This is a genomic window from Reyranella sp. GW821-FHT12G01, from assembly GCF_058806575.1.
The window spans coordinates 2441823-2463688 of record NZ_JBXAPV010000001.1 but is presented as its reverse complement, the minus strand read 5'-3'; the positions used below and the strand labels follow the sequence as shown (position 1 = coordinate 2463688).

Here is a 21866-nt window from a genome sequence, read left to right as displayed (position 1 = left end):
CATGAGTGCCAGCCCCGTCCTCGTCCTCGATATCGACGGCGTCGTTTCCCTCGCCCAGCCGGGATCGCCGCATCCGTGGTACGCCACCCTGAAGGATGACTGGGGCCTAAGCCACGACGAGGAGCTGGCGCCGGAATTCTTCCTCAAGCCCGAATTCATGGAAGTGCTGCGCGGCCGGCTCGACCTCTACGTGGCGCTGCACGAATACTTCGAGACCAAGGGACTGGCCGACCGGCTGGAGGAGTTCGTCGCCTACTGGTTCGAGAAGGATTCCGACATCGACCGCGGCGTGCTCGCGCAGGCCGACGCGTGGCGCAAGCGCACCGGCGGTCGCGTTTTCGCGGCGACCAACCAGGAACACCATCGCATCGCCTACCTGCGCGACCAGATGGGACTGGGCGCGCATTTCGACGAGATCATCTATTCGGCGGCGCTGGGCGTCTGCAAGCCCGAGCGCGTGTTCTACACCAACGCGCAGGCGCGCATGGGCGTCACCGTTGCGCAGTCGATCCTGTTCGTCGACGACAAGACGAGCAACGTGGATGGTGCGCGCGTGGCCGGCTGGCGGGCCATGCTCTATCGCGGCCCCGAGAGCCTCGAACGCGCTCTGGCGGGCTGGGGCTAGGCGCCGCCGCAGCAGCGCGAGACGAGGAGCGTGCAGGCCAAAAGATCGGCGCAGCCGCCGGCCGACAGGTTTCTGGCAATGAAGGCGCGGTGCAGCGCTTCCGCCTTTTCGAACCAGCCGGGCTGATGGCAGCCGCCGCCGGCGAGGAACTCCACTGCCGACTGGCGCACGAACGATCCCGCCTCAAGCCCGCCGCGATAGAGCACCGTCGTGTCCTCGACCGCCGCCATCAGGGCGAACAGGGTCTGGAGGCTGGCCGCATTGTCGTCGAGACCAGCCTGCCGCGCGGCGTGGTAGGCCGGGATGCCCGTCTCGAACACGCTGGGGAAGGCGAGGGCAGCCTCGCGGCGGGCGCCGTCGCGGCCCGTCCGTCGGCGTACCTCCGCGCCATGACTCGTCTCGCCGTCGCGTGTGGCGTGGGCTTCCAGGGAACCGCCCCACGTGTCCTTCAACGCCGCTCGGATCATCGCCGGGGAGAGCGCGCTGGCGAGTGCCTGCGTGCGCGCGATGGCGGCGGCGATCAGGCCAACCGAGAAGATCGCGCCACGGTGCGTGTTGACGCCGCCGGTGACTAAAAGCATCCCGCGCTCGGCCTCGATGCCGATCGGGACGAGGGCCTGTTCGAAGGACTGCGCCGCCCGGCCGGCTGCTGCAAGCGCCGCGAAGGGCTGCAAGAGCGAGTCGGCCGACCGGCACATCAGGGCGAAGTCCATGTCCGCGTGTGCGCCGGAATCGACGGGGCTCACGAGGCCGGGCTTCGGGTAAGCCTGCAACTCGTCGCGCATCGCCGTCACCGCGGCGCGGGCGAGTGCCTGATCTTCCGGGCTCATCGTGCGAGGCGCGTGCGCGGCACGAGCTGCAGCGTGTCGACGGACTTCAGCAGCACCTCGTCCTTGTCCTGCAGCAGCTCGCGCCACTGGACCTCGCCGAGACCAACAAAGGACAGCTCGCCGTCGATGCGAAAGTCCAGGTCCCGTTCCTCGCGCTCGAGGAAGGCGGCCGCGCGGATCCCGGCGTCGAGGCCGGCGACGTTGATCACCACATCCAGATCGGAAGCCTCGTGCACATGGCGCTCGCCGGTCAGGGCCTGCCACATCCAGCTGCCGTAGACGTGGAGAGCGAGGCCGGCACCGGCCGCCGCGGAGATCAGGCGCGCGAACGAAGCGGACTGTGCCGCCGCGGCCGGGCAGCGTGCGATCTCTTCGAGGGCGGGAGGGCGCACCTGGCGGATGATGTGCTTCGGACCGATGCGGGCGGCGACACGGCGCGGGCGCAATTCGGGATGGGCGGGATCGGTCGTGCAGAAGCCGAGGCCGATATCGCTGCCATCGTCGCGGCGGCGCGTCACGACGAACGGGCGGCCGGCAGCATGCCAGACGGCCGCGCGAGCGCGGTCGTCTGCGGTTTCAGCTTCAGGCGCCTGCGACAGCCAGACCAGCGTATGGCGTCGGAGGCCGGTCATCGCGCCGATTCGGCGAGGACCTTCTTTCGGATGTCGAGGGCGAGCTTGCGGCCGCCGCGCTTCTTGCCGAGCTCGGCGCGATTGTCCTCGGTCGAGGAAGTCGCGATGGCCTGTGCAAGCTTGGCCTGCGCATCGTCCTTCGCCGACCACACGGCCTCGACGCCGCCCAGCAGGGCGAAGGGCTCGGCGCCGAATTCGAGCGACGGCATGGTCTTCGACAGCTTCTGAAGCACCGCCGCGGGGATCTTCGTCACCGCCGACATCGCCGCGATCGGCATCAGGCCGACGCTTGCGGAGTCGAGCGCATAGATGCGGTCGGCGAACATGCCGTAGCAGATGAAGGCGCCGCCGACGGCCTGGCCGGTCGCGACGGTGATGAGCTTGTGGCCCTTCCTGCGCGCCAGTTCGAGGCACGACAGGAGATGGCCGAAGTAGCTGGCGAGACCCAGCATCTCGGCGACGCGGTTCGGCTCCTGGCCGGCGCTGTCGACCAGCATGACGATCGGCGTCTTCGGGTGCTTCTCGATGCACTCGATCACATGCGCGGCGAGGCGGAGCGCCGCTGCGTTGTCGATATAGGTCCCGTCGCAGGTGCCGAAGACGCAGACCTTGCTGCCGCCGACCGTGGCGTAGCCGGTCAGAACGGACTTCTCGATGGCGATGCCCTTGGCGGAGGCGCCGAACAGGCGCGCCAGGACGGCGCGGGCGGACGGCTTCTTCGGTGTCGGCTTCTTCATGGCTTACTTCCCGCGCTTGGCGAGGGCCGCGAATTCCGGCCCGGAGGCCAGCGACGCGGCTTCGATGTCGCGCACGCCCATGCCCTTCCAGACGGCGTCGGGATCGTTCGTCGCGCCGAACTTCTTCAGCCGCTTCTCGAGGTCCTTCTGGCGCGCCTTCACCGAGGCGAGGCTGACCGCGCTCGACTTGGTCAGGAGCCTGGCGATCGCGTCACGCACCGCTTCCGAGCTGTCGTGCACCAGCGCATCGGCATCGCCCAGCAGGTACTTGGTCTTGCCGCCGCTCGTCTTCCAGACCAGGGCACGGTTGGCCGAATCGTAGGCCTTCTTGCCCATCCACTTCTCGATGACGATCGGGCCGGAGATGCCCAGGCGCCCATGCTCGGTCATGACGCGGAAGTCGCAGCAGGTCGACAGGATGCCGATGCCGCCATAGGCGCCAATGTCGGTGGCGATGACGGCAATGGTCGGGACCTTGAGGGCGCGGCACTCGAAGATCGCGCGCATCGTCTCGGCGATGGCGATCTCGCCGGCCGAGCCTTCGTGGAGGCGCACGCCGCCACTCTCGATCAGCAGCACACACGGCACCTTGTCGCGCGCGGCAGCCTTGAACAGGCCGGTGAGCTTGGCGCCATGGATCTCGCCGACGGCGCCGCCGACGAACTGGCCGACCTGGGCGGCCAGATAGATCTTCTTTCCGCCGATCTTTGCGCGGCCGATCACCAGGCCGTCGTCGAACGACACCGGGATCCCGAGCTGCGCGAGGTAGGGGCTGGTGAGCCGCTCGGGCGGCGGCAGCAACTCGGCGAACGAGTTCGGGTCGACGAGCGCTGCGATGCGCTGGCGCGCCGTCAGTTCATGGAAAAGCGCGGCGCTCATTTGTCGCCCTTCGTCAGATGATCATAGGCCTGGCGCAGGCGAAGATTCACGAGCACGGGCGGGGCGCCCTGGTCGTTGATCGTCACCTTCGTGCCGCCGGCCGGATAATGGTGGGCGAAGTCGGCGAGGGCGGCGAGCCACGAGGCCTTGTAGCCGGGGATCGACGTCTCGACGTGGCACTCCATCGCGTCGGACGGCTTGCCGCCGCGCTCCAGCAGCACTTCGAGATTGCCCGAGCCGACGACGCCGGCGAGCGCCCACGGCTTGGCCGTCTTCGACGGCAGCGGCTTGGACGGGAAAGCCTTGGCGAACTTTTCCATTCTGTCGGTCCTACCAGTCGACGAATTGCGGGGGCGGGTCGTAGAGCCCGTTGGACCAGCGCACGAGACCCTTGATGTCCTGCGTGGCCAGCAGGCTGCGGCTCGCCTCGGACGGGCGGACGCCGACATCCTCGGGCAGCTGCACGATGCCGCGTGCCCGCAGGTTCTCGGTCTCGCGCTTCTTGCGCTTGAGGCCGACCGGCGTGTAGCCCGCGACTGCGCGGATCGCCGCCTGGCGTTCGGCGACGGAGCGGCAAGCCGCGAGATTGGCGATGCCTTCCTCGGTGACGATGTGGGTGACGTCGTCGCCGTAGATCATGACAGGCGCGACGCCATGCATGGCCTTGCGGATGCTCGGATCCTGCGCGTCGAGTTCCTCGACGAAGGTCGGCACGCGGCCGGCCTGGAAGGTCTCGACCATCTGCACGACGAGCTTGCGACCCGGCGGCGAGCCGGGGCCCGGGTTCGCCTCGCGACCGGCCTTCAGCCAGGCGTTGGTGGGATGGCGACGTCCGGTCGGCTGGCAGCCCATGTTGGGCGCGCCGCCGAAGCCGGTGATGCGGTTCTTCGAAACGGTCGAGGAATTGCCGTTGATGTCGATCTGCAGCGACGCGCCAATGAACATGTCGATGGCGTAGTGGCCGGCGAGCTGGCCCATGGCGCGGTTGGAGTGGAAGCTGCCGTCGCGGCCCGTGAAGAACACGTCCGAGCGCGCCGCGGTGTAGCGCTCCATGCCGACTTCGCCGCCGACGGCGAAGACGCTCTCGACCCAGCCCGACTCGATGGCGGGGATCATGGTCGGCAGGGGATTGACCATCCAGTACTTGCAGATCTTGCCCTTGAGCCCGAGCCGCTCGCCGTAGGTCGGCAGCAGCAGCTCGATCGCGGCGGTGTTGAAACCGACGCCGTGGTTCAGCGACTGGACCTCGTACTTCTCGTAGATGCCGCGCAGCGCCACCATGGCCATCAGCACCTGCACGTCGGTGATGGCGGCGGGATCGCGCGTGAACAGCGCCTGCAGGTGCATCGGATAGGGGGCCTGCACCACGAAGTCGACCTGGTCGGCCGGAATGTCGATGCGCGGCAACTTGTCGACGATCTCGTTCACCTGGGCGAACACGATGCCGTCGGAGAAGGCCGTCGGCTCGACGATGGCCGGCGTTTCCTCGGTGTTGGCGGCGAGGAAGAGGTTCCCCTTGCGATCGGCCTGCGCGGCGGCGATCAACGCCACCCTCGGCGTCAGGTCGATGTAGTAGCGAGCGTACAGCTCATTGTAGGTGTGGATCGCGCCTACCGGGAACTTCTTGGCCTTCACCAGCTCGGCCACGGCGGTGCCCTGCGGGCCGGCATAACAGAAGTCGACCTGTTTGATCATGCCCTTCTTGAAGAGCTCGATATGGGCGGGCAGCGTGATGCACGACATGACCAGATGGATGTCGCGCAGGTCCTTCTTGCCGAGCGTCGCCAGCTGATTGGCGAGGAAGTCCGCCTGCTTCTGGTTGTCGCCTTCCAGGCAGAGGATGTCGTCGGGCTCGATAATTCGCCTGAGAACTTCGGGCACCTTGTCGGGAGCCACGAACTTGCCGCGTGCCAGCTTGCCGACGCGGTCGATGCGCTGCGCCTTGTTCTGACGGCGCGCCGCAGATTTTGCAGTGATCATGGTTCGTTTTTCGTCTATCCCTAGCCGGTGGTCAATGCTGGCGACGCGACCGTTAGGTCGCAGCATTGACCAGCGTTTTTACCCCTGACGACGAAGTGGTCGAGCGAAACCATGCTGATGTTCGAAATACCCTTCGGGACGACCGACTGGGCAAGCGTCGAGCGCACGGAGCATCCGGGCGAGACCGGCAAGGCCTATTGGCGCACCAAGACGTTCAACAACATCCGCGTGCGGATGGTCGAGTACACGCCAGGCTATCTGGCCGACCATTGGTGCCAGAAGGGCCACATCCTGCTGGTGCTCGAAGGTGAGCTCTCGACCGAACTCGCCGATGGCAGCACAGTCGAACTGAAGCAGGGGCAGAGCTACCAGGTCGCCGACAACACGCTCGGTCATCGGTCGAGTACGACCAAGGGCGCCAAACTCTTCATAGTGGACTGACATGACGGACCTGATCGGATTTATCGGCGTCGGCACGATGGGCGAACCCATGTGCCGCAACCTCGCCCGCAAGAGCGGCATGACCGTCCTGGCGGCCGATCGCGATGCAGCGCCGCTGAAGCGGCTGGCAGCCGACGGCGTCAAGACCGCCTCGGTCGACGAGATCGGCGATACCTGCCGCACGATCTTCCTGTCCCTGCCGGGCGGCAAGGAGGTCGAGGAAGTCTGCATGGGCAAGAACGGCCTCACCTCGAAGGCCAAGCTCGGCTGGACCGTGGTCGATCTCAGCACCGCGCCGCCGCTTCTGGCACGCCGTCTCTACGAAGAGTTCCAGGGCAAGGCCTCGGCCTTTGCCGACGCGCCGGTCGCCCGCACGCGCCAGGCCGCGATCGACGGCACCCTCTCGATCATGGTGGGCGCGACCAAACCGACCTTCGAACGCATCGAACCGCTGCTGCGCCACATGGCGAGCGAGGTCACGCATTGCGGCGATGTCGGTGCGGGCCAGACGGTCAAGATCCTGAACAACATGATCCTGTTTCAGACCGTCGTCGCGCTGGCCGAGGGCCTGTCGATTGCCCGCGCCAACGGCGTCGATGGCAAGGTGCTGTTCGAGACGCTGACCAAGGGATCGGCCGATTCCTTCGCGCTGCGCAACCACGGCATGAAGGCGATGCTGCCGGCAGTGTTCCCCGAACGCGCCTTCTCGACGAAGTACGCGCTGAAGGACCTGAGCTACGCGATCGACATGGCCGAGCAGGCCAAGATCCCGGCGCTGGGCGCCGATGTGGCCCGCGAGGTCATGGAGCGTGCCGTCGAACTGGGGCATGGCGAGGAATACTGGCCGGTCCTGCTCAAGGCTATCGAGGACGCGACCGGCAAGGCATAGGCCTGCGGCGGGCGCTGACGATCAAAGCGAGGTCGATGGTTTCTCAGCCTCGTCATCCTCAGCGAAGCGAGGTGCGATATCCCTTGTCATGCATGCAAACGCCGGCGAGGCGGCTCTCTTCGTAGGATTTCATCGTCTCGAAGCGCTGCTGCCACTCGAGATAGCCGATTTGGCGGCCGCCGTTCCATCCCAACGGATAGGGGAACGGGAAACTGAACACGTAGAGACGGTCTGCCGTTTCCTTCGCTGTCGACTGGCAGGATGCGAGATCGGTGGAGACTTCCGTCGCGCCGGTGCCGGGCTTCTGCCATGGGCCAGGCGCGCTGCACGCCGGCACCCCTAGCAGCAGCAGAGCGAGGAAGGCTTTTTCAGCTCCGACGATCGAGGTCGTTCTCGTTCTCCATCGGTATGAGGCGTGCGGCGCTTTCGGATCGGATTTCGTGGCTCACGATCCCAAACGGTTGGGGCGGAGCGAGCGGCGCGGCACTTGGGCCGGGAGCGACAAGGCCCATGGGGCGGGGCACGGGCTGCGGTCTGGTCACCAGCATGGATTTCTCCTTGGGTGATTCCTCAACCGGTCAACCGGTTCGAACGTTCCGGGGAGGGCGAAAAATCCCTGCCTGTAAATCGTGCAGCCGAGGCAGTTAAAGCCTGAACCGGACGCTGGCGCGGGTGCCTTCGACACCGGCATCGTATTCGACCTTGGACTGGAGATTGGCGGCCATCGCGGTGACGACGCGCGTTCCGAGGCCGGTGCCCTGCGTCGAACCGGTGCCCTTCCAGCCCACGCCGTCGTCCTCGACCGCGAGCGAGATCGTATCGTCGCCGACCTTCTGGAGGATCACCCGGATCTCGCCGCGCATGCCGGCGGGGTAGGCGTATTTGTAGGCGTTGGTCAGCAACTCGGTGACGATCACGCCGATCGACACGGCCTTGTCCGTGGGAACGCGGATATCGGCGTCGGCGTGAAGGACCACGACGTTCTTCTTGTCGGCGGCGTCGATGGCGGCGCTCAGCTCGTCGATCAGGCTCATCAGGTAGGAACCCAGCTCGACGATGCGGACGTCGGAGGAGGTGTAAAGACGGCGGTGGATGCCGGCGACGGCCATGATGCGCGCCTGCATCTCCTGCAGGGCGCTGCGAGCGGATTCATCCTGGACGGCGTTGGCCTGGAGACGGGCGAGGGAAGCCACCAGCGCCAGCGAATTGGCGACACGATGGTTGACCTCGTGCAGCAGCAGCTCGGCGCGGTCGCGAGCCTCGCGGATGGTGCGCTGCGCTTCCTCGGCCTCGGCCTTCAGTCGCTGCTGCTGCAAGGCCGACCGGATGGCCGCGCCTAACAGCTCGCGGAAATGGCCCTGCACGTCCTTCCAGACATAGTCGGCGGCGCCCGCCTTGAGGGCCGCCACGGCCACGCGGGCGTCTTCCGAACCGGTCACATAGACCACCGGCACATCGACGGTGATGCGCTGGATCTTCGCCAGCACGTCGAGGCCGGTCTCGTTGGTCAAGTTGTGGTCGAGCGCGATGGCGTCGAATTTCTCGCTGTCGAGAAGCGCAAGCCCGTCGTCGCCTGAGTTGACGTGTCGGATGCTGATGCCATGCGGCGCCAGCGCACGCTCTACCAGTCGGCCAATACCCGCATCGTCGTCGATGTAGAGGACCTTGACCTGATCCATCGTCACTCGGTTGCCGGAACCTGCATCACCGAGAGGAAGAGCCCGAGCTGCTGGATGGCGTTGGCGAAGCTTTCGTAGTTCACGGGCTTGGTGATGTAGACGTTGGCGCCAAGGTCGTAGCAGCGCTTGATCTCGCGCTGATCGTCCGTCGTCGTGAGCACGATCACCGGCGAGCGCTTGAGGTGCGTGTTCGCCTTCACCTTCGCGAGGATGTCGACGCCGGTCATGTCCGGCAGGTTGAGGTCGAGCAGGATCAGCAGCGAACGTGCGCTGCTTTCCTCGCCGCTGCCATCGGCACCCAGCAGGTAGGCCAGCGCCGAGGTGCCGTCCTTGAAGGCGACGATCTCGTTGTTGACGCCGGCGCGACGGATGTTGCGCTCGATCAGCCGGGCATGGCCTTCGTCGTCCTCGACCATGACAATGGAAACGGGCTTCGCGTTCATTCGGAGCCTCTACCTTTTCGTTGAGTTTTCATTGAGCCGGAGCCGCCGCGGCAAATCTATCCGAAACGTCGTACCGCGACCAAGTTCGGACTGCACGGTGATATCGCCGCCCAGGCGACGCACGAGGGCGCGCACATGGGCGAGGCCGATGCCTTCGCCGGGCCGATCCTGCGCACCGGCGCGGCGGAACAGCTCGAAAATGCGTTCGTGGTCCTGCTGGGCGATGCCGCGGCCATTGTCGGTGATGTCTATGTGCACACGACGCGCCGTTTCCCCGGTGGTGATGATGATGCGGCCGGGGCGGTCCCGCGCCAGGTACTTTACCGCATTGTCCACGACATTGCCCACGACCTGCTCGATCGCCAGCCGGTCGCTCACGAGCGCGGGCGCGGTCGAGGGCAGGGCGATCTCGGCGCCGACTTCGTCGGTCTGGTGTCGAACATTGGCGGCGGCGTTCTCGAACAGCGACACCAGGTTGATGGGCTCCGCCTTGAGCTCGCGTCGACCTTCGCGGGAGAGCTTGAGGATGGCGTTGATCAGCCCGTCCATTTTCGAAGTCGAGGCGCGGATGAAGCGCAGGGCCTCTGGAATGTCTTCCTCGGTGGCGAGCTTCGCCTTGCCGGCCAGGTTGGCATCGCCGGCCACGTAGGGGCCGACGGTTTTCATGGCCGCTTCCATCTCGCTGGTGAAGCCCATGATGTTCACCAGTGGCGAACGCAGGTCGTGACTCACGATGTAAGCGAAGCGCTGGATCTCGTCATTGGCGCGGGTCAGCGCCTCGGTACGCTCGATCACGCGTTCCTCGAGGCCCGCGTTGAGCGCCTGGAGCTCCACCCGGGCAGCCATCAGCTGGCGCGTGTACTGGACCACAGTCCACGAGGCGCCGGCGGCGAACAGCACGATCAGGAGGCTGCCGGCGGCGGTCACCCAGGTCAGGAGTTCGGCGCCGTCGTTGACCTCCTGGAGACGCAGGGTGACGCGACCCTCGGCGTTCGAGTTGAGCAGGCCGAGCTGCAACCGCGCCCGGTCCATCAGCAGGCGGCCGCGATCGGACAGCACGATCTGCAATGCGGCGTCGCGCTTGCCGGCCTTGGCCATTTCGATCGTCTCGCCCAGCTCGGCCATCTTGTCGTCGAGGACGCCGGCGACTTCGTTCAGGACGGCGAGTTGACGGGGGTCATTGGCGAGCAGCGTCCGCAGCGAGGCAATATCGTTTCGCAGGCGGGGCTGGGCACGCTCGAAGGGCGTGAGATAGCGCGCTTCACCCGTCAGCAGGTACCCGCGCTGGCCGGTCTCCGCGTCGATCGTGGCCGTCAGGAGATTGGTGGCGAGGGTGCGGATCTGTCGCTCGGTCACCGCCGCTTCGGCATGCTGCGCGGTGCGGACGGAAAGCCAGACGGACACTGCGACGATGGCCAGCAGCGCCAGCACGCCGGCGGCGAGGAATCCGATGGTGCGACGGGCGAATGCTGAACCGAAAAGAGGCATTGATTGAAAGCGACTCGCAGGGACACTGTCGACACCTGCGGGCCTTCAGGTATCGCCGCGATAATACGGAAAGGCTGCGGCGCGTCCATGTGCATCGTTCACTGCTCGGGACGTGCGGAGATCAGCGCTGATCGATGTCCCCGTCGCTCAGCAGGCTGGCCCGCAGAGCGGCTTCCAGTGCGGCATCGAGATCGAAAATGCGTTGCGTGGTGAACCCGGGGTAGCGATCGGTCGGTGCGGCGTGGCTCAGGGCCGCAAAGGCATCAGCGTCGCTTCGGGCTTCGAAGCCGCACAGGATCTCGGGGAAACCGGCAGCCCGAGAGACGGTGAGCGCGAAGGCGCCGGTGGAAACCACGCCACCGATGACGCGATGGAGCAGGTCACGCAGGCCGCGCAGCCGACGGCTGCCGATCTCGTCGGCGCCGACATGGACGGCTACCGCCGCCACGAGATGGCCGTGCGGGAAATTCTTGAGGAACGCGGGCCAGGAAAGACTGCTCATACAGGGCGCAACGCGAGTCTCTCGCAATCGCTGCCTCACATGGGCGTGTTAGCCGGCTTTTCGGTGATATGGTCTGCCGTCAGGGCAAAAAGACCTTCGGGAGAGACGGGATGGCGCGTATCGCGGTTGGTGGTTTTCAGCATGAGACGAACACGTTTGCGCCGCAGCAGGCGACCTGGGAGGAGTTCGTGCGCGCGGATGCCTGGCCGCCGCTGTTGCGCGGCCCGGAAATGATCCCTGGCGTCGAGGGCTTCAACATCCCGATCGCCGGCGCCGTGAAGAAGCTGGCTGAACTCGGCCACGAAATCGTGCCACTGGCATGGTCCGCGGCGGCCCCGGCCTCGTACGTGACTGAGGATGCCTACGAGAGAATGTGGGCGCTGTTCGACGAGGACCTGCGCAAGCTCGGACCGTTCGATGCGATCTATCTCGACCTGCATGGTGCGATGGTCGCGGAGCATACCGAGGACGGCGAGGGCGAGTTGCTGCGCCGCATCCGCGGCATCGTGGGTGACGAGCTGCCGATCGTGGCGAGCCTGGACTATCACGCAAACCTGACCCCCGACATGGCGAAGCTCGCCACGGCGCTGGTGGGCTACCGCACCTATCCGCACATCGACATGGCGGTGACCGGCAAGCGCGCGATCGAGCTTTTAGACAAGCTCTTGCGCGAGAAGCGCCCGGTCTATCGCGCCTATCGCCAGCTCGACTTCCTGATCCCGCTGGTCTGGCAGTGCACCTTCATCGAGCCGGCAAAGGGCATCTTCGACCTCGTGGGCGAACTCGAGGCCGGCGAGAAGAGCCACAACCAGGGCATCGTCAGCGTCACCCACACACCGGGCTTCCCGCCGGCCGACATCGCCCAATGCGGCCCCGCGCTGGTCGTCTACGGCCACGACAAGGAAGCCGTCGAAGCGGCGGCCGACAAGCTCGCCGCGACGGTGAAGGCGCAGGAGAAGGCGTTCGACGGCGAGCTGCTCGATCCCGACCAGGCAGCCCTTCGCGCCATCGAACTGTCGAAGAAGGCGAGCAAGCCGATCGTGCTGGCCGACGTGCAGGACAATCCTGGCGCCGGCGGCACTTCCGACACGATCGGCCTGTTGGCGGCGCTGATGCGCCACAAGGCCAAGGGCGCGGTGATCGGCATGATCGTCGACGAGGGCGCCGCCAAGGCTGCTGTCGAGGCCGGCGAGGGCAACATCATGCGTCGCGGCATCGGGGCCGTGGTCGGCTATGGCGGGGAAAAGCCGATCGAAGCCGACTGGCGGGTGACAAAGCTCGGTAGCGGCGTGTTTACCGGTACCGGCCCGTTCTACGGCGGCGCCAAGTTCCAGATCGGACCGATGGCGCTGGTGACCGACGAGGCCTCGGGCGTCTCGGCGGTACTGGCCTGCAAGCGGGTGCAGGCGGCCGACCAGGAGATGTTCCGCGCGGTAGGTGTCGAGCCGTCGGAGGTGCCAATCCTCGGCCTCAAATCGACGGTGCATTTCCGCGCCGACTTCCAGCCGATCGCAGAGACGATCCTGGTGGTGCAATCGACTGGCGCGCACATCACCGATCCGATGGACATGCCCTACAAGCACCTGCGCAAGGGCATCCGCCTGAAGCCGATGGGGCCGGTCTGGCAGGGCGCCTGACCGGCGCTTCGACCTAAGTCTAGAACGGCTCCCGCATTCCTCCTTGCTACTGTCGCGGGCAATGTGGCGGTGAATCAATCGCACGCCGCAACGGAGGAAGCAGATGAGTATCATATCGTGGCGCGGGTGGCCGTGGAACAGAACTGAGTCGCGGGGCGGGCGGGAGCGTTCGCCCGATCAGACGGACAGCAAGGATCGGCGTCAGCTGCTCCAGGCACTGTCGGTCCTGGCCAGCGGCGGTGCTCTCGCCGCCATGTCGAAACCTGCCGAGGCGAAGGAAGCGGGCGATCTGCCGCCGCCCAAGCGCGCCCTGACCGGTCGCAACGACGCCGGCAAATCGGTGTTCAAGTCGTTCGACGTAACCCCGAAGGTGGTCGAAATCGATTCCAACCCGGGGCTGACGTTCTACGAACTCTACATGACCGACGGCGTGCCGCAGCTCACCGGCAAGGAAGCGGACCCGATGGTGAAGGGAACGATCGCCTTTCCCGGACCGGGCGGCACGATGTTCCGGCTGATCTCGTATCCGGGACGGCGCCCCGAGGGTTACAAGCCGCCGGCGGGCGTCACCCTGGAGAGCGCACTCAAGGAATTGAACGACAAGGTTCCGGGCATGGGCGACGTCATGGAGCGCGGTGCGCCGGGCATGCACACGTCGGACACGATCGATTACGGCGTGGTCGTCCGCGGCGAGATGACCCTGGAACTGGACGATGGCGAGAAGATCCATCTGCGCCAGGGCGACTGCATCGTGCAGAACGGCACGCGCCATCGCTGGCGCAACCCGCTGACGGAACCGTGCCTCATGGCCTTCGTCTCGATCGGCGGCAAGCGCGCCTGAGCGCGCGTCAGTCGTCGGCGAAGGCCGGCCGCAGCGCCCACACCATCGGCACGGTGGTGAGGGCGACGCAGGAGACGGCGATGAGGGCGGTGGTGAGGCCGACCACGTCGCCCAGCAGGCCGAACAGCAGCGGGCCCGTCGCACCGGCGACGGAGCCGCCGGTGTAGAACACCGCGAAGGCCTTGGTGCGCCGTTCCGGGCTCACGAACTCCGGGATGGTGCCGTAGAGCACCGACGAGGTGCCGTTCAGCATCAGTCCGACGGCCGGCAGCAACAGCAGCGCGAAGTCGAGCGGCAGCGGCAGGGCCACGAGGATCAGCACCGTCGTGGCGATCTCGGTCAGCAAGACCGACGGCACGACGCCGAGCTTCTGGCCAACCCAGCCCATCACCAGCTTGCCGGCCGCGCCGCCCGCGAACAGCAGCGACAGGCCTAGGCCGATGGTCGGCAGGTCGGCACCCTTGTTGCGCAGCAGGAACGGCAGGAAGATCAGGAAGCCGGTGCGCACCAGGTCGTCGGCGATGTGGATCGAGAACAGCAGCCAATAGGCCCACGGCCGGTCCTGGCCGGCGACCGCTTTCGACGCCTCGGCCTTGCCGTGGGTCACGATCGGCTTCAGCGAGGCGAGGATGATGCCGGCGCCGACGACGGCGATTGCCGACATCACCACGAGCGTCTGCTGCCAGCCGAGCGAGGCCGCTATCAGAGCGAAGACGGCCGGCAGCAACACCTTGCCGACGTCGCCGGAGAAATTGTAGGTGCCGAGCGCGGTCCGCGAACGCTGGCCGTGATAGGCGGCGGCGACCAGGCTCGAAGCGATGGGGTGCTGCGTGCTGCCGCCCAGGCCCGCGAGGATCAGCCCGGCGATCACGCCGTAGAGCGAGCCGCTGAGCCCCGCCAGCGTGTAGCCGCCAGCGATCAGCAGCGTACCCAGCGCCAGCACGCGCACGCCGCCGAAGCGCTCGGCCAACGCGCCCGACGGGATCTGTCCCGTGGCCATGGCGCCGGAATAGCAGGTCTTCAGCGCACCGATGGCGCCATAGCTCAGGCCGAACTGCGACTGCAGCAGCGGATAGAGCACGTTGAGCAGGTCGGTGAAGCCGTCGTGCAGGGCATGCGCGCCGCCGCAGACGGTGAGGGTGCGTCGGGCGGGAGCGGGGTTGGAGACAGCGATTGTCATCTCGCTGTCACAATACTAGCGACCCGGTATCCGGTCGAACCAAAAGGCGATCTGCTGCTGGAAATCGCGTTCGGCGAATGCAGTGTCTGTGATGATCGAAGGCTTGCCGTTGCGGGCATAGCGCACGCTCTGCAGGCGTTTGAAGGCCGTGTCCGCCGAATGGAGGATCAGCACGTCGCCCTGGCGGCGCTGGAAGACAAATTCGTGGATCTTGCGGATGTTCACAAGGTTGACGACGTAGCGGCCGTCCGGACCGTTGTCGGCAAGCTGGCGCACCGGGATGTCGCGGCCTTCGTTGGTGATGCCCATCAGCGCGAAGGCCTCGGGCGCCGTCATGTTGTCCTTGCCTGTGGTCTGGATCAGCGAGACCAACTTGTCGCCGCGCGGTGAGAGCGTGTGCCGGGGCGAGGGCGGCGGAGCACAGGCAGCCAGTGGCAGAAGAGGGGCGAAGACCAGGAAGCCGCGGCGCGTCGATGCGAACTTGCTCAAACCTTTTCCTTCTCCATGTCGATCTCGATGGGCGCGATCTCCGCGAGCGCGCCGTCGCGGATGGCGCGAAAGAAACAGTTATGCCGTCCGGTGTGGCAGGCGACGCCGGTCTGGTCGACCAGGGCCAGCAGCGTGTCGCCGTCGCAATCGATACGCAGGTCGACCAGGGTCTGGATGTGGCCGGACGTGTCGCCCTTGCGCCACGGACCCTTGCGCGAACGCGACCAGTAGCATGCACGGCCCGTGCGCATCGTCTCGGCGACGGCGTCGCGGTCCATCCACGCCATCATCAGGATTTCGCCGGTGTCGTGCTGCTGGGCGATCGCCGGCACGAGGCCCTGTGCATCGAACTTGATGACGGCGAGGGCGGCGTCGATTTCGGGCTGCTGGTAGGTCGTCGGGGACATCATTGGGGCACCATTGGGCACAGGGGCGAGCCTTGGCCTCCGGAAGGAACGGCGCGTATAATCGCCGCCTACTCGGTTGGCAAATCGGGAGACACGTGAAGAAACCGGCCAAAGCGGCGCCCGTCGGGCACGCTCACGATCACAATCATTGCGTTGAGGACGCCGTGGCGGCGGCCGAGAAACTGTGTGCGGCCAAGGACCTGCGCTTCACGCCGCTGCGTCGCCGCGTACTGGAACTCGTCTGGTCGAGCCACAAGCCGGTCGGCGCCTATGCGCTGCTCGACAGCCTGCGCAACGAAGACCTCGGCTCCGCTCCACCCACGGTCTATCGCGCGCTCGATTTCCTGATCGAGAATGGCCTGATCCATCGCATCGAGCGCATGAATGCCTTCGTCGGCTGTAGCCACCCGGGCGAGGCCCATCGCGGCTTCTTCCTGATCTGCGGCGAGTGCGGCAATGCCGAGGAGATCGAGGGCGAGGGCCTGTCCGATGCGATCGCCGCCAGCGCGACCAAGCGTGGTTTCACCGCGCGCGACATGACCTTGGAAGTGACGGGTACCTGCGGCGACTGCCAGGCATCCTGATCATAAAAAAACTCCGCCGCCCTGAGGCGACGGAGTCATGTCGGACTTCACAGACGCCTTGGATCAGGCGTTGTGCGCGCGGTTCAGCCGCTCGAAGCCTTCGGCCAGATCGGTCTTCAGGTCCTCGACGTCTTCCAGGCCGATATGGACGCGCAGGAGCTGCTTGCCCTCGGGCCACGGCACAGCGGTGCGGTACTGGTCGGGGTGCGCGGGGATCATCAGGCTCTCATAGCCGCCCCAGCTCGCGCCCATGCCGAAGATGTCCATGCCGTCGAGCATCGCCGCCACCGCCGGACGCTTGATGCCGTCGCGCAGGGTGAAGGAGAACAGACCCGACGCGCCCTTGAACTGCTTCTTCCAGTTCTCGTGGCCGGGGCAGTCGGGCAGGGCGGGATGCAGCACCTTGTCGACCTCGGGCCGCGTCTTCAGCCAGTTGGCGATCTCGAGGCCGCTCTTCTCGTGATGACGCAAGCGCACGCCCATCGTACGCAGGCCACGAAGGGCCAGGTAGCAATCGTCGGGAGCTGCGTGGAAGCCGAACGACTGGCAGGCCGTCTTCGCCGTCTCGAACATCGCCCGCGTGGCGCAGGATATGATGCCCATCATCGCGTCCGAATGGCCGACGATATATTTGGTGCCGGCGTGCACCGAGATATCGCAGCCGTGGTCGAACGGCTTGAAGTAGAGCGGTGTCGCCCAGGTGTTGTCGATCAGAACGGCCGCGCCGCCCTTCTTTGCGACGGCGGCCATGCCGGCCACGTCTTGCACTTCGAAAGTCTGCGAGCCCGGGGCCTCGAGATAGACGACCTTGGTGTTGGGCCGCATCAGCTTGGCGAGACCTTCGCCGCCGATCATCGGATCGAAGTAGGTGGTCTCGACGCCGAAGCCCTTCAGCGTGGTGTTGGCGAAGCGGCGCGCCGGACCGTAGGCATTGTCGGTCAGCAGCATGTGATCGCCGGTCTTCAGGAAGCCCACGATGGCGCCGGTGACGGCGGCCAGTCCGGACTGCACGGCGATGGAGCGGTGTGCGCCTTCGATGGCGGCGACGGCATCTTCCAACGCCTTCTGCGTCGGCGTTCCGTTGCGGCCGTAGCCGTAACCTTCGAACGGGATTCGATTCTCGAACTTGTCCATCGTCGGCGAGAGAATCGTCGACGCGTGATAGACGGGCGGATTGACGATGCCGAAGTTGTTGTCGGGATCGCGGCCGGCGACGGCCAAGACAGTGTCGGGTCGGGTATAAGTTTTCTTAGAGGTCATGAATCAACTATGGCACAGGCTTTGCGCCAAGAGCCAGAGATAGACCTCGCTAACGCACAACCGCTGACTCCAAATGAAGATCAGGGGCCAGTGACGATGGGTGTGTCGGTCCTTCCACCCCATTCGGTCCAGGAGCCGTCATAGACCGCTGCTTCGGGCGCGCCGGTGAGATAAAGACCCAGCGCCACGACGCAGGCGGTGACGCCCGAGCCGCAGCTTGCCGTCACTTTCTTCGAGGGATCGATACCTGACGCGGCGATGCGTGCAGTGAGCTTGTCGGCCGGCAGCACCGTGTTGGTCGCCGGATCGAGCAGCTCGTTATAGGGCAGGTTGAAGGCGCCCGGCATGTGGCCGCTGCGCAGGCCGGCGCGCGGCTCGGGCACTTCGGCGCGGAAGCGGTTGGCGGCGCGCGCGTCGACGATCTGCTCCTTCTTGCTATCGATCAGGCCGAAGACGTCGTCGATCGAACGCACCAGCGAGCCGTCGAGGCGCGCCGAGAAAGCGCGATCGCGCGGCGGCGTCGGCGCGTCGGTAACGGGCCGGCCTTCGCTGATCCACTTGGGCAGGCCGCCGTTCAGGATCGACACGTCCTTGTGGCCCATCGCACGGAACATCCACCAGACGCGGCAGGCGCCGGTCATCGGCGTGGTGTCGTAGACCACGATCTTGTTGCCGCTGCCCAGGCCCAGTTCGCCGACGAGCGCGGCGAAGTTCTCCGGTGATGGCAGCATGTGCGGCAACGCCGTCGACTTGTCGGCAATCTCGTCGATGTCGAAGAACATCGCGCCGGGAATGTGCTGCTGCGCGAACTCGCCCTTGGGATCGCGCTTCTGTGCCGGCAGATAGAAGGAACCGTCGACAATGCGCACGTCCGGCGCGTCGAGATGCGCGGCGAGCCATTCGGTGCTGACGAGGGCGTCGGGCCTTGCGTAGTCCATCGGAATTCTTCCTCTATTGCCGCTTAAGTCAGCGCGATGACGAAGCGCCGGTTCATCTTGCCCTTGTTCTCGATCTTGGTGCACTCCACCCGGCCGATCTCGGCGGTGCGGGCGACGTGCGTGCCGCCGCAGGCCTGCAGGTCGACGCCCTCGATCGACAGGAGACGGATGCGGCCCGCGCCCATCGGCGGGCGCACGCTCATCGTCTTCACGAGTTCGGGGCGCGCGGTCAGCTCCTCGTCGGTGATCCATTGCGGCAGCACCGGACGATCGAGGGCGATCAGCTTGTTGACCTCCTCGGTGACCCATTCCTTGGTCGGCACCTCGCCCTCGAGATTGAAGTCGAGGCGGCTCTTGTCGGCGCCGACCTGTCCGCCCGTGACGTTGCCCTTGATGACGGCCGACATCACATGCAGCGCGGTGTGCATGCGCATGTGCAGGTGACGGCGATCCCAGTCGAGCGTGGTGTGGACCTTAGTGCCGACCTCGGGTCGCGGCGCATCGGGTGCCAGCACGTGCAGCACGTCGCCGCCATCGGCCTTGATGGAATCGACGATTTTTGCTTCGCCACCGTCCCAGCGAAGCACGCCGGTGTCGCCGGGCTGTCCGCCGCCGGTGGGATAAAAGATCGAGCGGTCCAGCCGCACGCCGCGCTCCTCGACCATCGTCACGGTAGCGTCGGCTTCCTTGATGTAGGCGTCTTGCCTGAAGAGTTCTTCGACCATGACCGGGATTTAGGCTTTCGCCAGCCGCGCCGCAACTTCCTGGCCGGTCGGCATCGCGGGCGCTGCGCCCAGTTTCTCGACGGAGCATGAGGCGGCGGCGCTGGCGAAGCGCGCGGCCTCCGCCGGTGTGAGTCCGGCCGCCAGGCGCGAGGCCAGCGCGCCGACGAAACAGTCGCCCGCACCGGTCGTGTCGACGACCTTGGTCTGGAACGCGGGAACGGTATCGACGCCTGTCGCACTGACGACGATGGCGCCCCGCGCGCCGAGCGTTGCGATCACCGCGCGCGCGCCGCGTTCGCGCAGGATGTTGCAGGCGGCGACGACGCTCTCCTGCGGGCTGGCCGCGTCGAGCTTGGCGCCGGTCGCCTGCGACAGCTCGATCTCATTCAGGACGGCGACGTCGACGGACTGCATCAGCTCCGCCGGATGCGCCATGAAGGGGGCGAGGTTCAGGACGGTGCGCGCGCCCGCCGCGCGGGCGCCGGCGAGGATCTCCTGCGTCACGTCGAGCGGTGTCTCGAACTGCGCCACCCAGACTTCGTCGCGTCGCGGTGGGTCGCGCACCATCGAGGTGTGGAAGTGCATGTTCGCGCCCGAGGCCACGGTGATCGAGTTGTCGCCTTCGGTGACCTGGATCAGGGCCACGCCGGTTGCCGGCCCCTCGACTTCGGTCACGCCCGAACTGTCGACATCGTTGTCGGCCAGGAAACCGCGCAGGCTGTTGGAGAAGGCATCGTTGCCGACGGCGCCGACCATGGCGGTCGGGACGCCGAGCCGGGCTGACGCGATCGCCTGGTTGAGGCCCTTGCCGCCGGGCAGAAACGAGACTTCCGCACCCAGGATCGTTTCACCCGGCGCGGGTCGCCGCGCGCTCTGCACGACGACATCCATGTTGAGGCTGCCGCAGACGACGACGCGACTCATGGTCTTGGGCTCACTTCATCCAGCGCGGCAGCGGCAGGTTCTTCTCGCGCAGGAACGCCGGATTGAAGAGCTTGGACTGATAGCGGCTGCCGCCGTCGCAGAGGATGGTGGCGATGGTCTTGCCCGGCCCGAGCTCGCGCGCGAGCCGCATGGCGCCCACGATGTTGATGGCGGTCGAGCCGCCGAGCACGAGACCCTCATGTTCGATCAGGTCGAACAGGACGGGCAGGGCCTCCTCATCGGTGATCTGGTAGGCGAGGTCGATCGGCGCGCCTTCGAGATTGGCGGTGACGCGGCCCTGGCCGATGCCCTCGGTGACCGAGTTGCCCTCGGCCTTGAGCTCGCCCTTGGTGTGCCAGTTGAAGAGGGCCGAACCCATCGGATCGCTGAGCGCGATCTTGATGTTCGGGTTGCGCTCCTTCAGCGCGAGCGCGACACCAGCAAGCGTGCCGCCGCTGCCGACCGAGCAGGTGAAGCCATCGACCTTGCCGTCGGTCTGGTCCCAGATCTCAGGTCCCGTGGTGCGATAGTGGCCCCCGCGGTTGGCGATGTTGTCGAACTGGTTGGCCCAGATCGCACCATTGGGTTCCTTGGCTGCCAGCTCTTCGGCGAGAGCGCCGGAGCAGCGGACGTAGTTGTTCGGGTTGGAATAGGGCGCGGCCGGGACGAGGCGAAGGTCGGCGCCGCACAGGCGCAGCATGTCCTTCTTCTCCTGGCTCTGCGTCTCGGGCATCACGATGACCGAGCGATAGCCGCGTGCATTGGCCACCAGCGCGATACCGATGCCGGTGTTGCCGGCGGTGCCCTCGACGATGACGCCGCCGGGCCGTAGCCGGCCGCTCTTTTCCGCATCCTCAATGATCGCCAGCGCCGCGCGATCCTTCACCGAGCCGCCAGGATTCAGGAATTCCGCCTTGCCGTAGATGTCGCAACCTGTCGCGGCCGATGCGGCGCGCAGCTTGATCAGCGGCGTATTGCCGATGCTATCGATGAAACCGGACCGGACTTTCATGAACTGCTCACCGTGCTTGACCCTGCGCGTGCTCCCGGCGCGACGGTAGACAGGGAGCAGGGGGCCACGCAACCCGCGCGGCCATATCTAGCGCCAGCGGTTTCGCATCTCGTCGCGATGCAGGGCGAGCCACTGCAGCGCCATCACGGCCACTGAATTATCGATCTCGTCGCGATCGAGCATGGCGCGCATCTCGGCGAACGGCATGGCCTTGACCAGGATGTTCTCGTTTTCCGATTCCAGCCCGAAGACGCCGCCGACGCCGGTCGAGTCGATGCGGCCGATGAAACTGGTGCAGGTCTCCGAACAGGCGCCCGGGCTCAGGACGACGCTGTGCATGGGAAAGAGGTCGAGGATCTTCAGCGACGCTTCCTCGATCGCTTCACGGCGGGCGACCTCCTCGGACGTCTCGCCGTCCTCGATGATGCCGGCGACGATCTCCCAGCACCAGGGATGGCGACCGGCGGCATAGGTGCCGGCGCGGAACTGGCGGATCAGCACGACCTCGTCGCGGATCGGATCATAGGGCAGCACGGCCGCGGCCTGGCCGCGCTCGAACACCTCGCGCTTCACCTCGCCACTCTGGCCGCCCTGGTAGAGGCTGTGACGGAAAAGATAGCGGGCGACACGGAAATAGCCTTGGAAGGCCACGGTCCGTCCAATCAGTTCGGCCTTTTCGCCGGGCAGGGGGATCGAGGGCATGATTCGCACTCCACAAGCAAAAAGGGCCGCCCCTTTGCAGGA

The 21866-nt window shown here is 66.3% G+C and carries 26 protein-coding genes; 6 read left to right on the top strand and 20 right to left on the bottom strand.

The window, feature by feature from the left end:
• Position 1: 1 nt before the first annotated feature.
• Positions 2–625 carry an HAD-IA family hydrolase gene (locus AC1RP5_RS11775; RefSeq protein ID WP_493110827.1) on the top strand — a complete coding sequence of 208 codons (624 nt, stop codon included), beginning with the start codon at positions 2–4 and terminating at the stop codon, positions 623–625.
• Here the strand turns inward: AC1RP5_RS11775 and mdcB are convergent.
• The 6 genes from mdcB to mdcA are packed head-to-tail and all read right to left on the bottom strand — an operon-like array spanning position 622 to position 5683.
• On the bottom strand, positions 622–1455 hold the full coding sequence (gene mdcB / locus AC1RP5_RS11770; protein ID WP_493110826.1) for a triphosphoribosyl-dephospho-CoA synthase MdcB: 834 nt from the start codon (positions 1453–1455) through the stop codon (positions 622–624). The genes AC1RP5_RS11775 and mdcB overlap by 4 nt on opposite strands.
• The gene (mdcG, locus tag AC1RP5_RS11765) at positions 1452–2087 is read right to left on the bottom strand and encodes a malonate decarboxylase holo-[acyl-carrier-protein] synthase (protein WP_493110825.1); all 636 of its coding nucleotides are present in this window, start codon (positions 2085–2087) and stop codon (positions 1452–1454) included. The genes mdcB and mdcG overlap by 4 nt, the downstream gene beginning before the upstream one ends.
• Positions 2084–2824, bottom strand: a complete 741-nt coding sequence (locus AC1RP5_RS11760) for a biotin-independent malonate decarboxylase subunit gamma (protein ID WP_493110824.1) — start codon at positions 2822–2824, stop codon at positions 2084–2086. The genes mdcG and AC1RP5_RS11760 overlap by 4 nt, the downstream gene beginning before the upstream one ends.
• Before the next feature lie 3 nt (positions 2825–2827).
• Positions 2828–3703 carry a biotin-independent malonate decarboxylase subunit beta gene (locus AC1RP5_RS11755; RefSeq protein ID WP_493110823.1) on the bottom strand — a complete coding sequence of 292 codons (876 nt, stop codon included), beginning with the start codon at positions 3701–3703 and terminating at the stop codon, positions 2828–2830.
• Entirely contained in the window at positions 3700–4023 is a 324-nt protein-coding gene (locus AC1RP5_RS11750) for a malonate decarboxylase acyl carrier protein (protein WP_493110822.1), read from the bottom strand. Before AC1RP5_RS11750 ends, AC1RP5_RS11755 begins: the two co-directional genes overlap by 4 nt.
• A 10-nt stretch (positions 4024–4033) precedes the next feature.
• A complete protein-coding gene (mdcA, locus tag AC1RP5_RS11745) occupies positions 4034–5683 on the bottom strand; it encodes a malonate decarboxylase subunit alpha (RefSeq protein WP_493110821.1) in 1650 nt (549 codons plus the stop codon).
• Between the two features lie 111 nt (positions 5684–5794).
• On the opposite strand from mdcA, the gene AC1RP5_RS11740 reads away from it, so the two are divergent.
• Together AC1RP5_RS11740 and AC1RP5_RS11735 are read left to right on the top strand one after the other, a co-directional pair.
• Positions 5795–6124 carry a DHCW motif cupin fold protein gene (locus AC1RP5_RS11740; protein ID WP_493110820.1) on the top strand — a complete coding sequence of 110 codons (330 nt, stop codon included), beginning with the start codon at positions 5795–5797 and terminating at the stop codon, positions 6122–6124.
• 1 nt (position 6125) lies between these two features.
• The gene (locus AC1RP5_RS11735) at positions 6126–7013 is read left to right on the top strand and encodes an NAD(P)-dependent oxidoreductase (protein ID WP_493110819.1); all 888 of its coding nucleotides are present in this window, start codon (positions 6126–6128) and stop codon (positions 7011–7013) included.
• Positions 7014–7071: 58 nt separating this feature from the next.
• Here the strand turns inward: AC1RP5_RS11735 and AC1RP5_RS11730 are convergent, their stop codons facing one another.
• The 5 genes from AC1RP5_RS11730 to AC1RP5_RS11710 form a co-directional block, all read right to left on the bottom strand.
• Complete coding sequence (locus AC1RP5_RS11730) at positions 7072–7350, bottom strand: hypothetical protein (RefSeq protein ID WP_493110818.1); 279 nt, start codon at positions 7348–7350, stop codon at positions 7072–7074.
• Between the two features lie 307 nt (positions 7351–7657).
• Entirely contained in the window at positions 7658–8692 is a 1035-nt protein-coding gene (locus AC1RP5_RS11725) for a histidine kinase dimerization/phosphoacceptor domain -containing protein (protein ID WP_493110817.1), read from the bottom strand.
• Between the two features lie 2 nt (positions 8693–8694).
• Positions 8695–9135, bottom strand: a complete 441-nt coding sequence (locus tag AC1RP5_RS11720; RefSeq protein ID WP_493110816.1) for a response regulator — start codon at positions 9133–9135, stop codon at positions 8695–8697.
• Positions 9136–9144: 9 nt separating this feature from the next.
• Positions 9145–10566, bottom strand: a complete 1422-nt coding sequence (locus AC1RP5_RS11715) for a sensor histidine kinase (protein WP_493110815.1) — start codon at positions 10564–10566, stop codon at positions 9145–9147.
• A gap of 178 nt (positions 10567–10744) precedes the next feature.
• On the bottom strand, positions 10745–11125 hold the full coding sequence (locus AC1RP5_RS11710) for a hypothetical protein (RefSeq protein ID WP_493110814.1): 381 nt from the start codon (positions 11123–11125) through the stop codon (positions 10745–10747).
• A 110-nt stretch (positions 11126–11235) separates the two neighbouring features.
• Here AC1RP5_RS11710 and AC1RP5_RS11705 point away from each other — a divergent pair, with 110 nt between their 5' ends.
• Together AC1RP5_RS11705 and AC1RP5_RS11700 are read left to right on the top strand one after the other, a co-directional pair.
• Complete coding sequence (locus tag AC1RP5_RS11705; protein ID WP_493110813.1) at positions 11236–12762, top strand: M81 family metallopeptidase; 1527 nt, start codon at positions 11236–11238, stop codon at positions 12760–12762.
• Between the two features lie 253 nt (positions 12763–13015).
• The gene (locus AC1RP5_RS11700) at positions 13016–13603 is read left to right on the top strand and encodes a cupin domain-containing protein (RefSeq protein WP_493110812.1); all 588 of its coding nucleotides are present in this window, start codon (positions 13016–13018) and stop codon (positions 13601–13603) included.
• A gap of 7 nt (positions 13604–13610) precedes the next feature.
• Here AC1RP5_RS11700 and AC1RP5_RS11695 read toward each other — a convergent pair whose 3' ends face one another.
• The 3 genes from AC1RP5_RS11695 to hisI are packed head-to-tail and all read right to left on the bottom strand — an operon-like array spanning position 13611 to position 15682.
• Positions 13611–14783, bottom strand: coding sequence for an MFS transporter (locus AC1RP5_RS11695; protein WP_493110811.1), 1173 nt, complete (start codon positions 14781–14783; stop codon positions 13611–13613).
• A gap of 15 nt (positions 14784–14798) precedes the next feature.
• Positions 14799–15272 (bottom strand): hypothetical protein, encoded by a 474-nt coding sequence (locus AC1RP5_RS11690; RefSeq protein WP_493110810.1) that lies wholly within the window; start codon positions 15270–15272, stop codon positions 14799–14801.
• Complete coding sequence (gene hisI / locus AC1RP5_RS11685) at positions 15269–15682, bottom strand: phosphoribosyl-AMP cyclohydrolase (RefSeq protein WP_493110809.1); 414 nt, start codon at positions 15680–15682, stop codon at positions 15269–15271. Before hisI ends, AC1RP5_RS11690 begins: the two co-directional genes overlap by 4 nt.
• Before the next feature lie 161 nt (positions 15683–15843).
• Here hisI and AC1RP5_RS11680 point away from each other — a divergent pair, with 161 nt between their 5' ends.
• Positions 15844–16263 (top strand): Fur family transcriptional regulator, encoded by a 420-nt coding sequence (locus AC1RP5_RS11680; protein WP_493110808.1) that lies wholly within the window; start codon positions 15844–15846, stop codon positions 16261–16263.
• A gap of 63 nt (positions 16264–16326) precedes the next feature.
• Here AC1RP5_RS11680 and metC read toward each other — a convergent pair whose 3' ends face one another.
• The 6 genes from metC to AC1RP5_RS11650 form a co-directional block, all read right to left on the bottom strand.
• On the bottom strand, positions 16327–17484 hold the full coding sequence (gene metC / locus AC1RP5_RS11675; protein ID WP_493110807.1) for a cystathionine beta-lyase: 1158 nt from the start codon (positions 17482–17484) through the stop codon (positions 16327–16329).
• Positions 17485–17603: 119 nt separating this feature from the next.
• Positions 17604–18461 carry a 3-mercaptopyruvate sulfurtransferase gene (gene sseA, locus AC1RP5_RS11670; protein WP_493110806.1) on the bottom strand — a complete coding sequence of 286 codons (858 nt, stop codon included), beginning with the start codon at positions 18459–18461 and terminating at the stop codon, positions 17604–17606.
• Between the two features lie 23 nt (positions 18462–18484).
• Entirely contained in the window at positions 18485–19186 is a 702-nt protein-coding gene (locus AC1RP5_RS11665) for an alanyl-tRNA editing protein (protein WP_493110805.1), read from the bottom strand.
• A 9-nt stretch (positions 19187–19195) separates the two neighbouring features.
• Positions 19196–20110, bottom strand: a complete 915-nt coding sequence (locus AC1RP5_RS11660) for a ribokinase (RefSeq protein WP_493110804.1) — start codon at positions 20108–20110, stop codon at positions 19196–19198.
• Positions 20111–20120: 10 nt separating this feature from the next.
• Positions 20121–21122, bottom strand: coding sequence for a cysteine synthase A (locus AC1RP5_RS11655; RefSeq protein WP_493110803.1), 1002 nt, complete (start codon positions 21120–21122; stop codon positions 20121–20123).
• Positions 21123–21209: 87 nt separating this feature from the next.
• Positions 21210–21824 (bottom strand): NUDIX domain-containing protein, encoded by a 615-nt coding sequence (locus AC1RP5_RS11650; protein ID WP_493110802.1) that lies wholly within the window; start codon positions 21822–21824, stop codon positions 21210–21212.
• Positions 21825–21866: the final 42 nt, after the last annotated feature.

Excerpts from the sequence above, each read along its gene's own strand:
- sseA (WP_493110806.1), bottom strand. The coding sequence starts at position 18,461 with ATGGACTACGCAAGGCCCGACGCCCTCGTCAGCACCGAATGGCTCGCC.
- AC1RP5_RS11740 (WP_493110820.1), top strand. The coding sequence starts at position 5,795 with ATGCTGATGTTCGAAATACCCTTCGGGACGACCGACTGGGCAAGCGTC.
- mdcA (WP_493110821.1), bottom strand. The coding sequence starts at position 5,683 with ATGATCACTGCAAAATCTGCGGCGCGCCGTCAGAACAAGGCGCAGCGC.
- mdcG (WP_493110825.1), bottom strand. The coding sequence starts at position 2,087 with ATGACCGGCCTCCGACGCCATACGCTGGTCTGGCTGTCGCAGGCGCCT.
- AC1RP5_RS11710 (WP_493110814.1), bottom strand. The coding sequence starts at position 11,125 with ATGAGCAGTCTTTCCTGGCCCGCGTTCCTCAAGAATTTCCCGCACGGC.
- mdcB (WP_493110826.1), bottom strand. The coding sequence starts at position 1,455 with ATGAGCCCGGAAGATCAGGCACTCGCCCGCGCCGCGGTGACGGCGATG.
- AC1RP5_RS11750 (WP_493110822.1), bottom strand. The coding sequence starts at position 4,023 with ATGGAAAAGTTCGCCAAGGCTTTCCCGTCCAAGCCGCTGCCGTCGAAG.
- AC1RP5_RS11725 (WP_493110817.1), bottom strand. The coding sequence starts at position 8,692 with ATGGATCAGGTCAAGGTCCTCTACATCGACGACGATGCGGGTATTGGC.
- AC1RP5_RS11660 (WP_493110804.1), bottom strand. The coding sequence starts at position 20,110 with ATGAGTCGCGTCGTCGTCTGCGGCAGCCTCAACATGGATGTCGTCGTG.
- AC1RP5_RS11760 (WP_493110824.1), bottom strand. The coding sequence starts at position 2,824 with ATGAAGAAGCCGACACCGAAGAAGCCGTCCGCCCGCGCCGTCCTGGCG.
- AC1RP5_RS11775 (WP_493110827.1), top strand. The coding sequence starts at position 2 with ATGAGTGCCAGCCCCGTCCTCGTCCTCGATATCGACGGCGTCGTTTCC.
- AC1RP5_RS11705 (WP_493110813.1), top strand. The coding sequence starts at position 11,236 with ATGGCGCGTATCGCGGTTGGTGGTTTTCAGCATGAGACGAACACGTTT.
- AC1RP5_RS11650 (WP_493110802.1), bottom strand. The coding sequence starts at position 21,824 with ATGCCCTCGATCCCCCTGCCCGGCGAAAAGGCCGAACTGATTGGACGG.
- hisI (WP_493110809.1), bottom strand. The coding sequence starts at position 15,682 with ATGATGTCCCCGACGACCTACCAGCAGCCCGAAATCGACGCCGCCCTC.
- AC1RP5_RS11665 (WP_493110805.1), bottom strand. The coding sequence starts at position 19,186 with ATGGTCGAAGAACTCTTCAGGCAAGACGCCTACATCAAGGAAGCCGAC.
- AC1RP5_RS11695 (WP_493110811.1), bottom strand. The coding sequence starts at position 14,783 with ATGACAATCGCTGTCTCCAACCCCGCTCCCGCCCGACGCACCCTCACC.
- AC1RP5_RS11735 (WP_493110819.1), top strand. The coding sequence starts at position 6,126 with ATGACGGACCTGATCGGATTTATCGGCGTCGGCACGATGGGCGAACCC.
- AC1RP5_RS11755 (WP_493110823.1), bottom strand. The coding sequence starts at position 3,703 with ATGAGCGCCGCGCTTTTCCATGAACTGACGGCGCGCCAGCGCATCGCA.
- AC1RP5_RS11655 (WP_493110803.1), bottom strand. The coding sequence starts at position 21,122 with ATGAAAGTCCGGTCCGGTTTCATCGATAGCATCGGCAATACGCCGCTG.
- AC1RP5_RS11720 (WP_493110816.1), bottom strand. The coding sequence starts at position 9,135 with ATGAACGCGAAGCCCGTTTCCATTGTCATGGTCGAGGACGACGAAGGC.
- AC1RP5_RS11700 (WP_493110812.1), top strand. The coding sequence starts at position 13,016 with ATGTCGAAACCTGCCGAGGCGAAGGAAGCGGGCGATCTGCCGCCGCCC.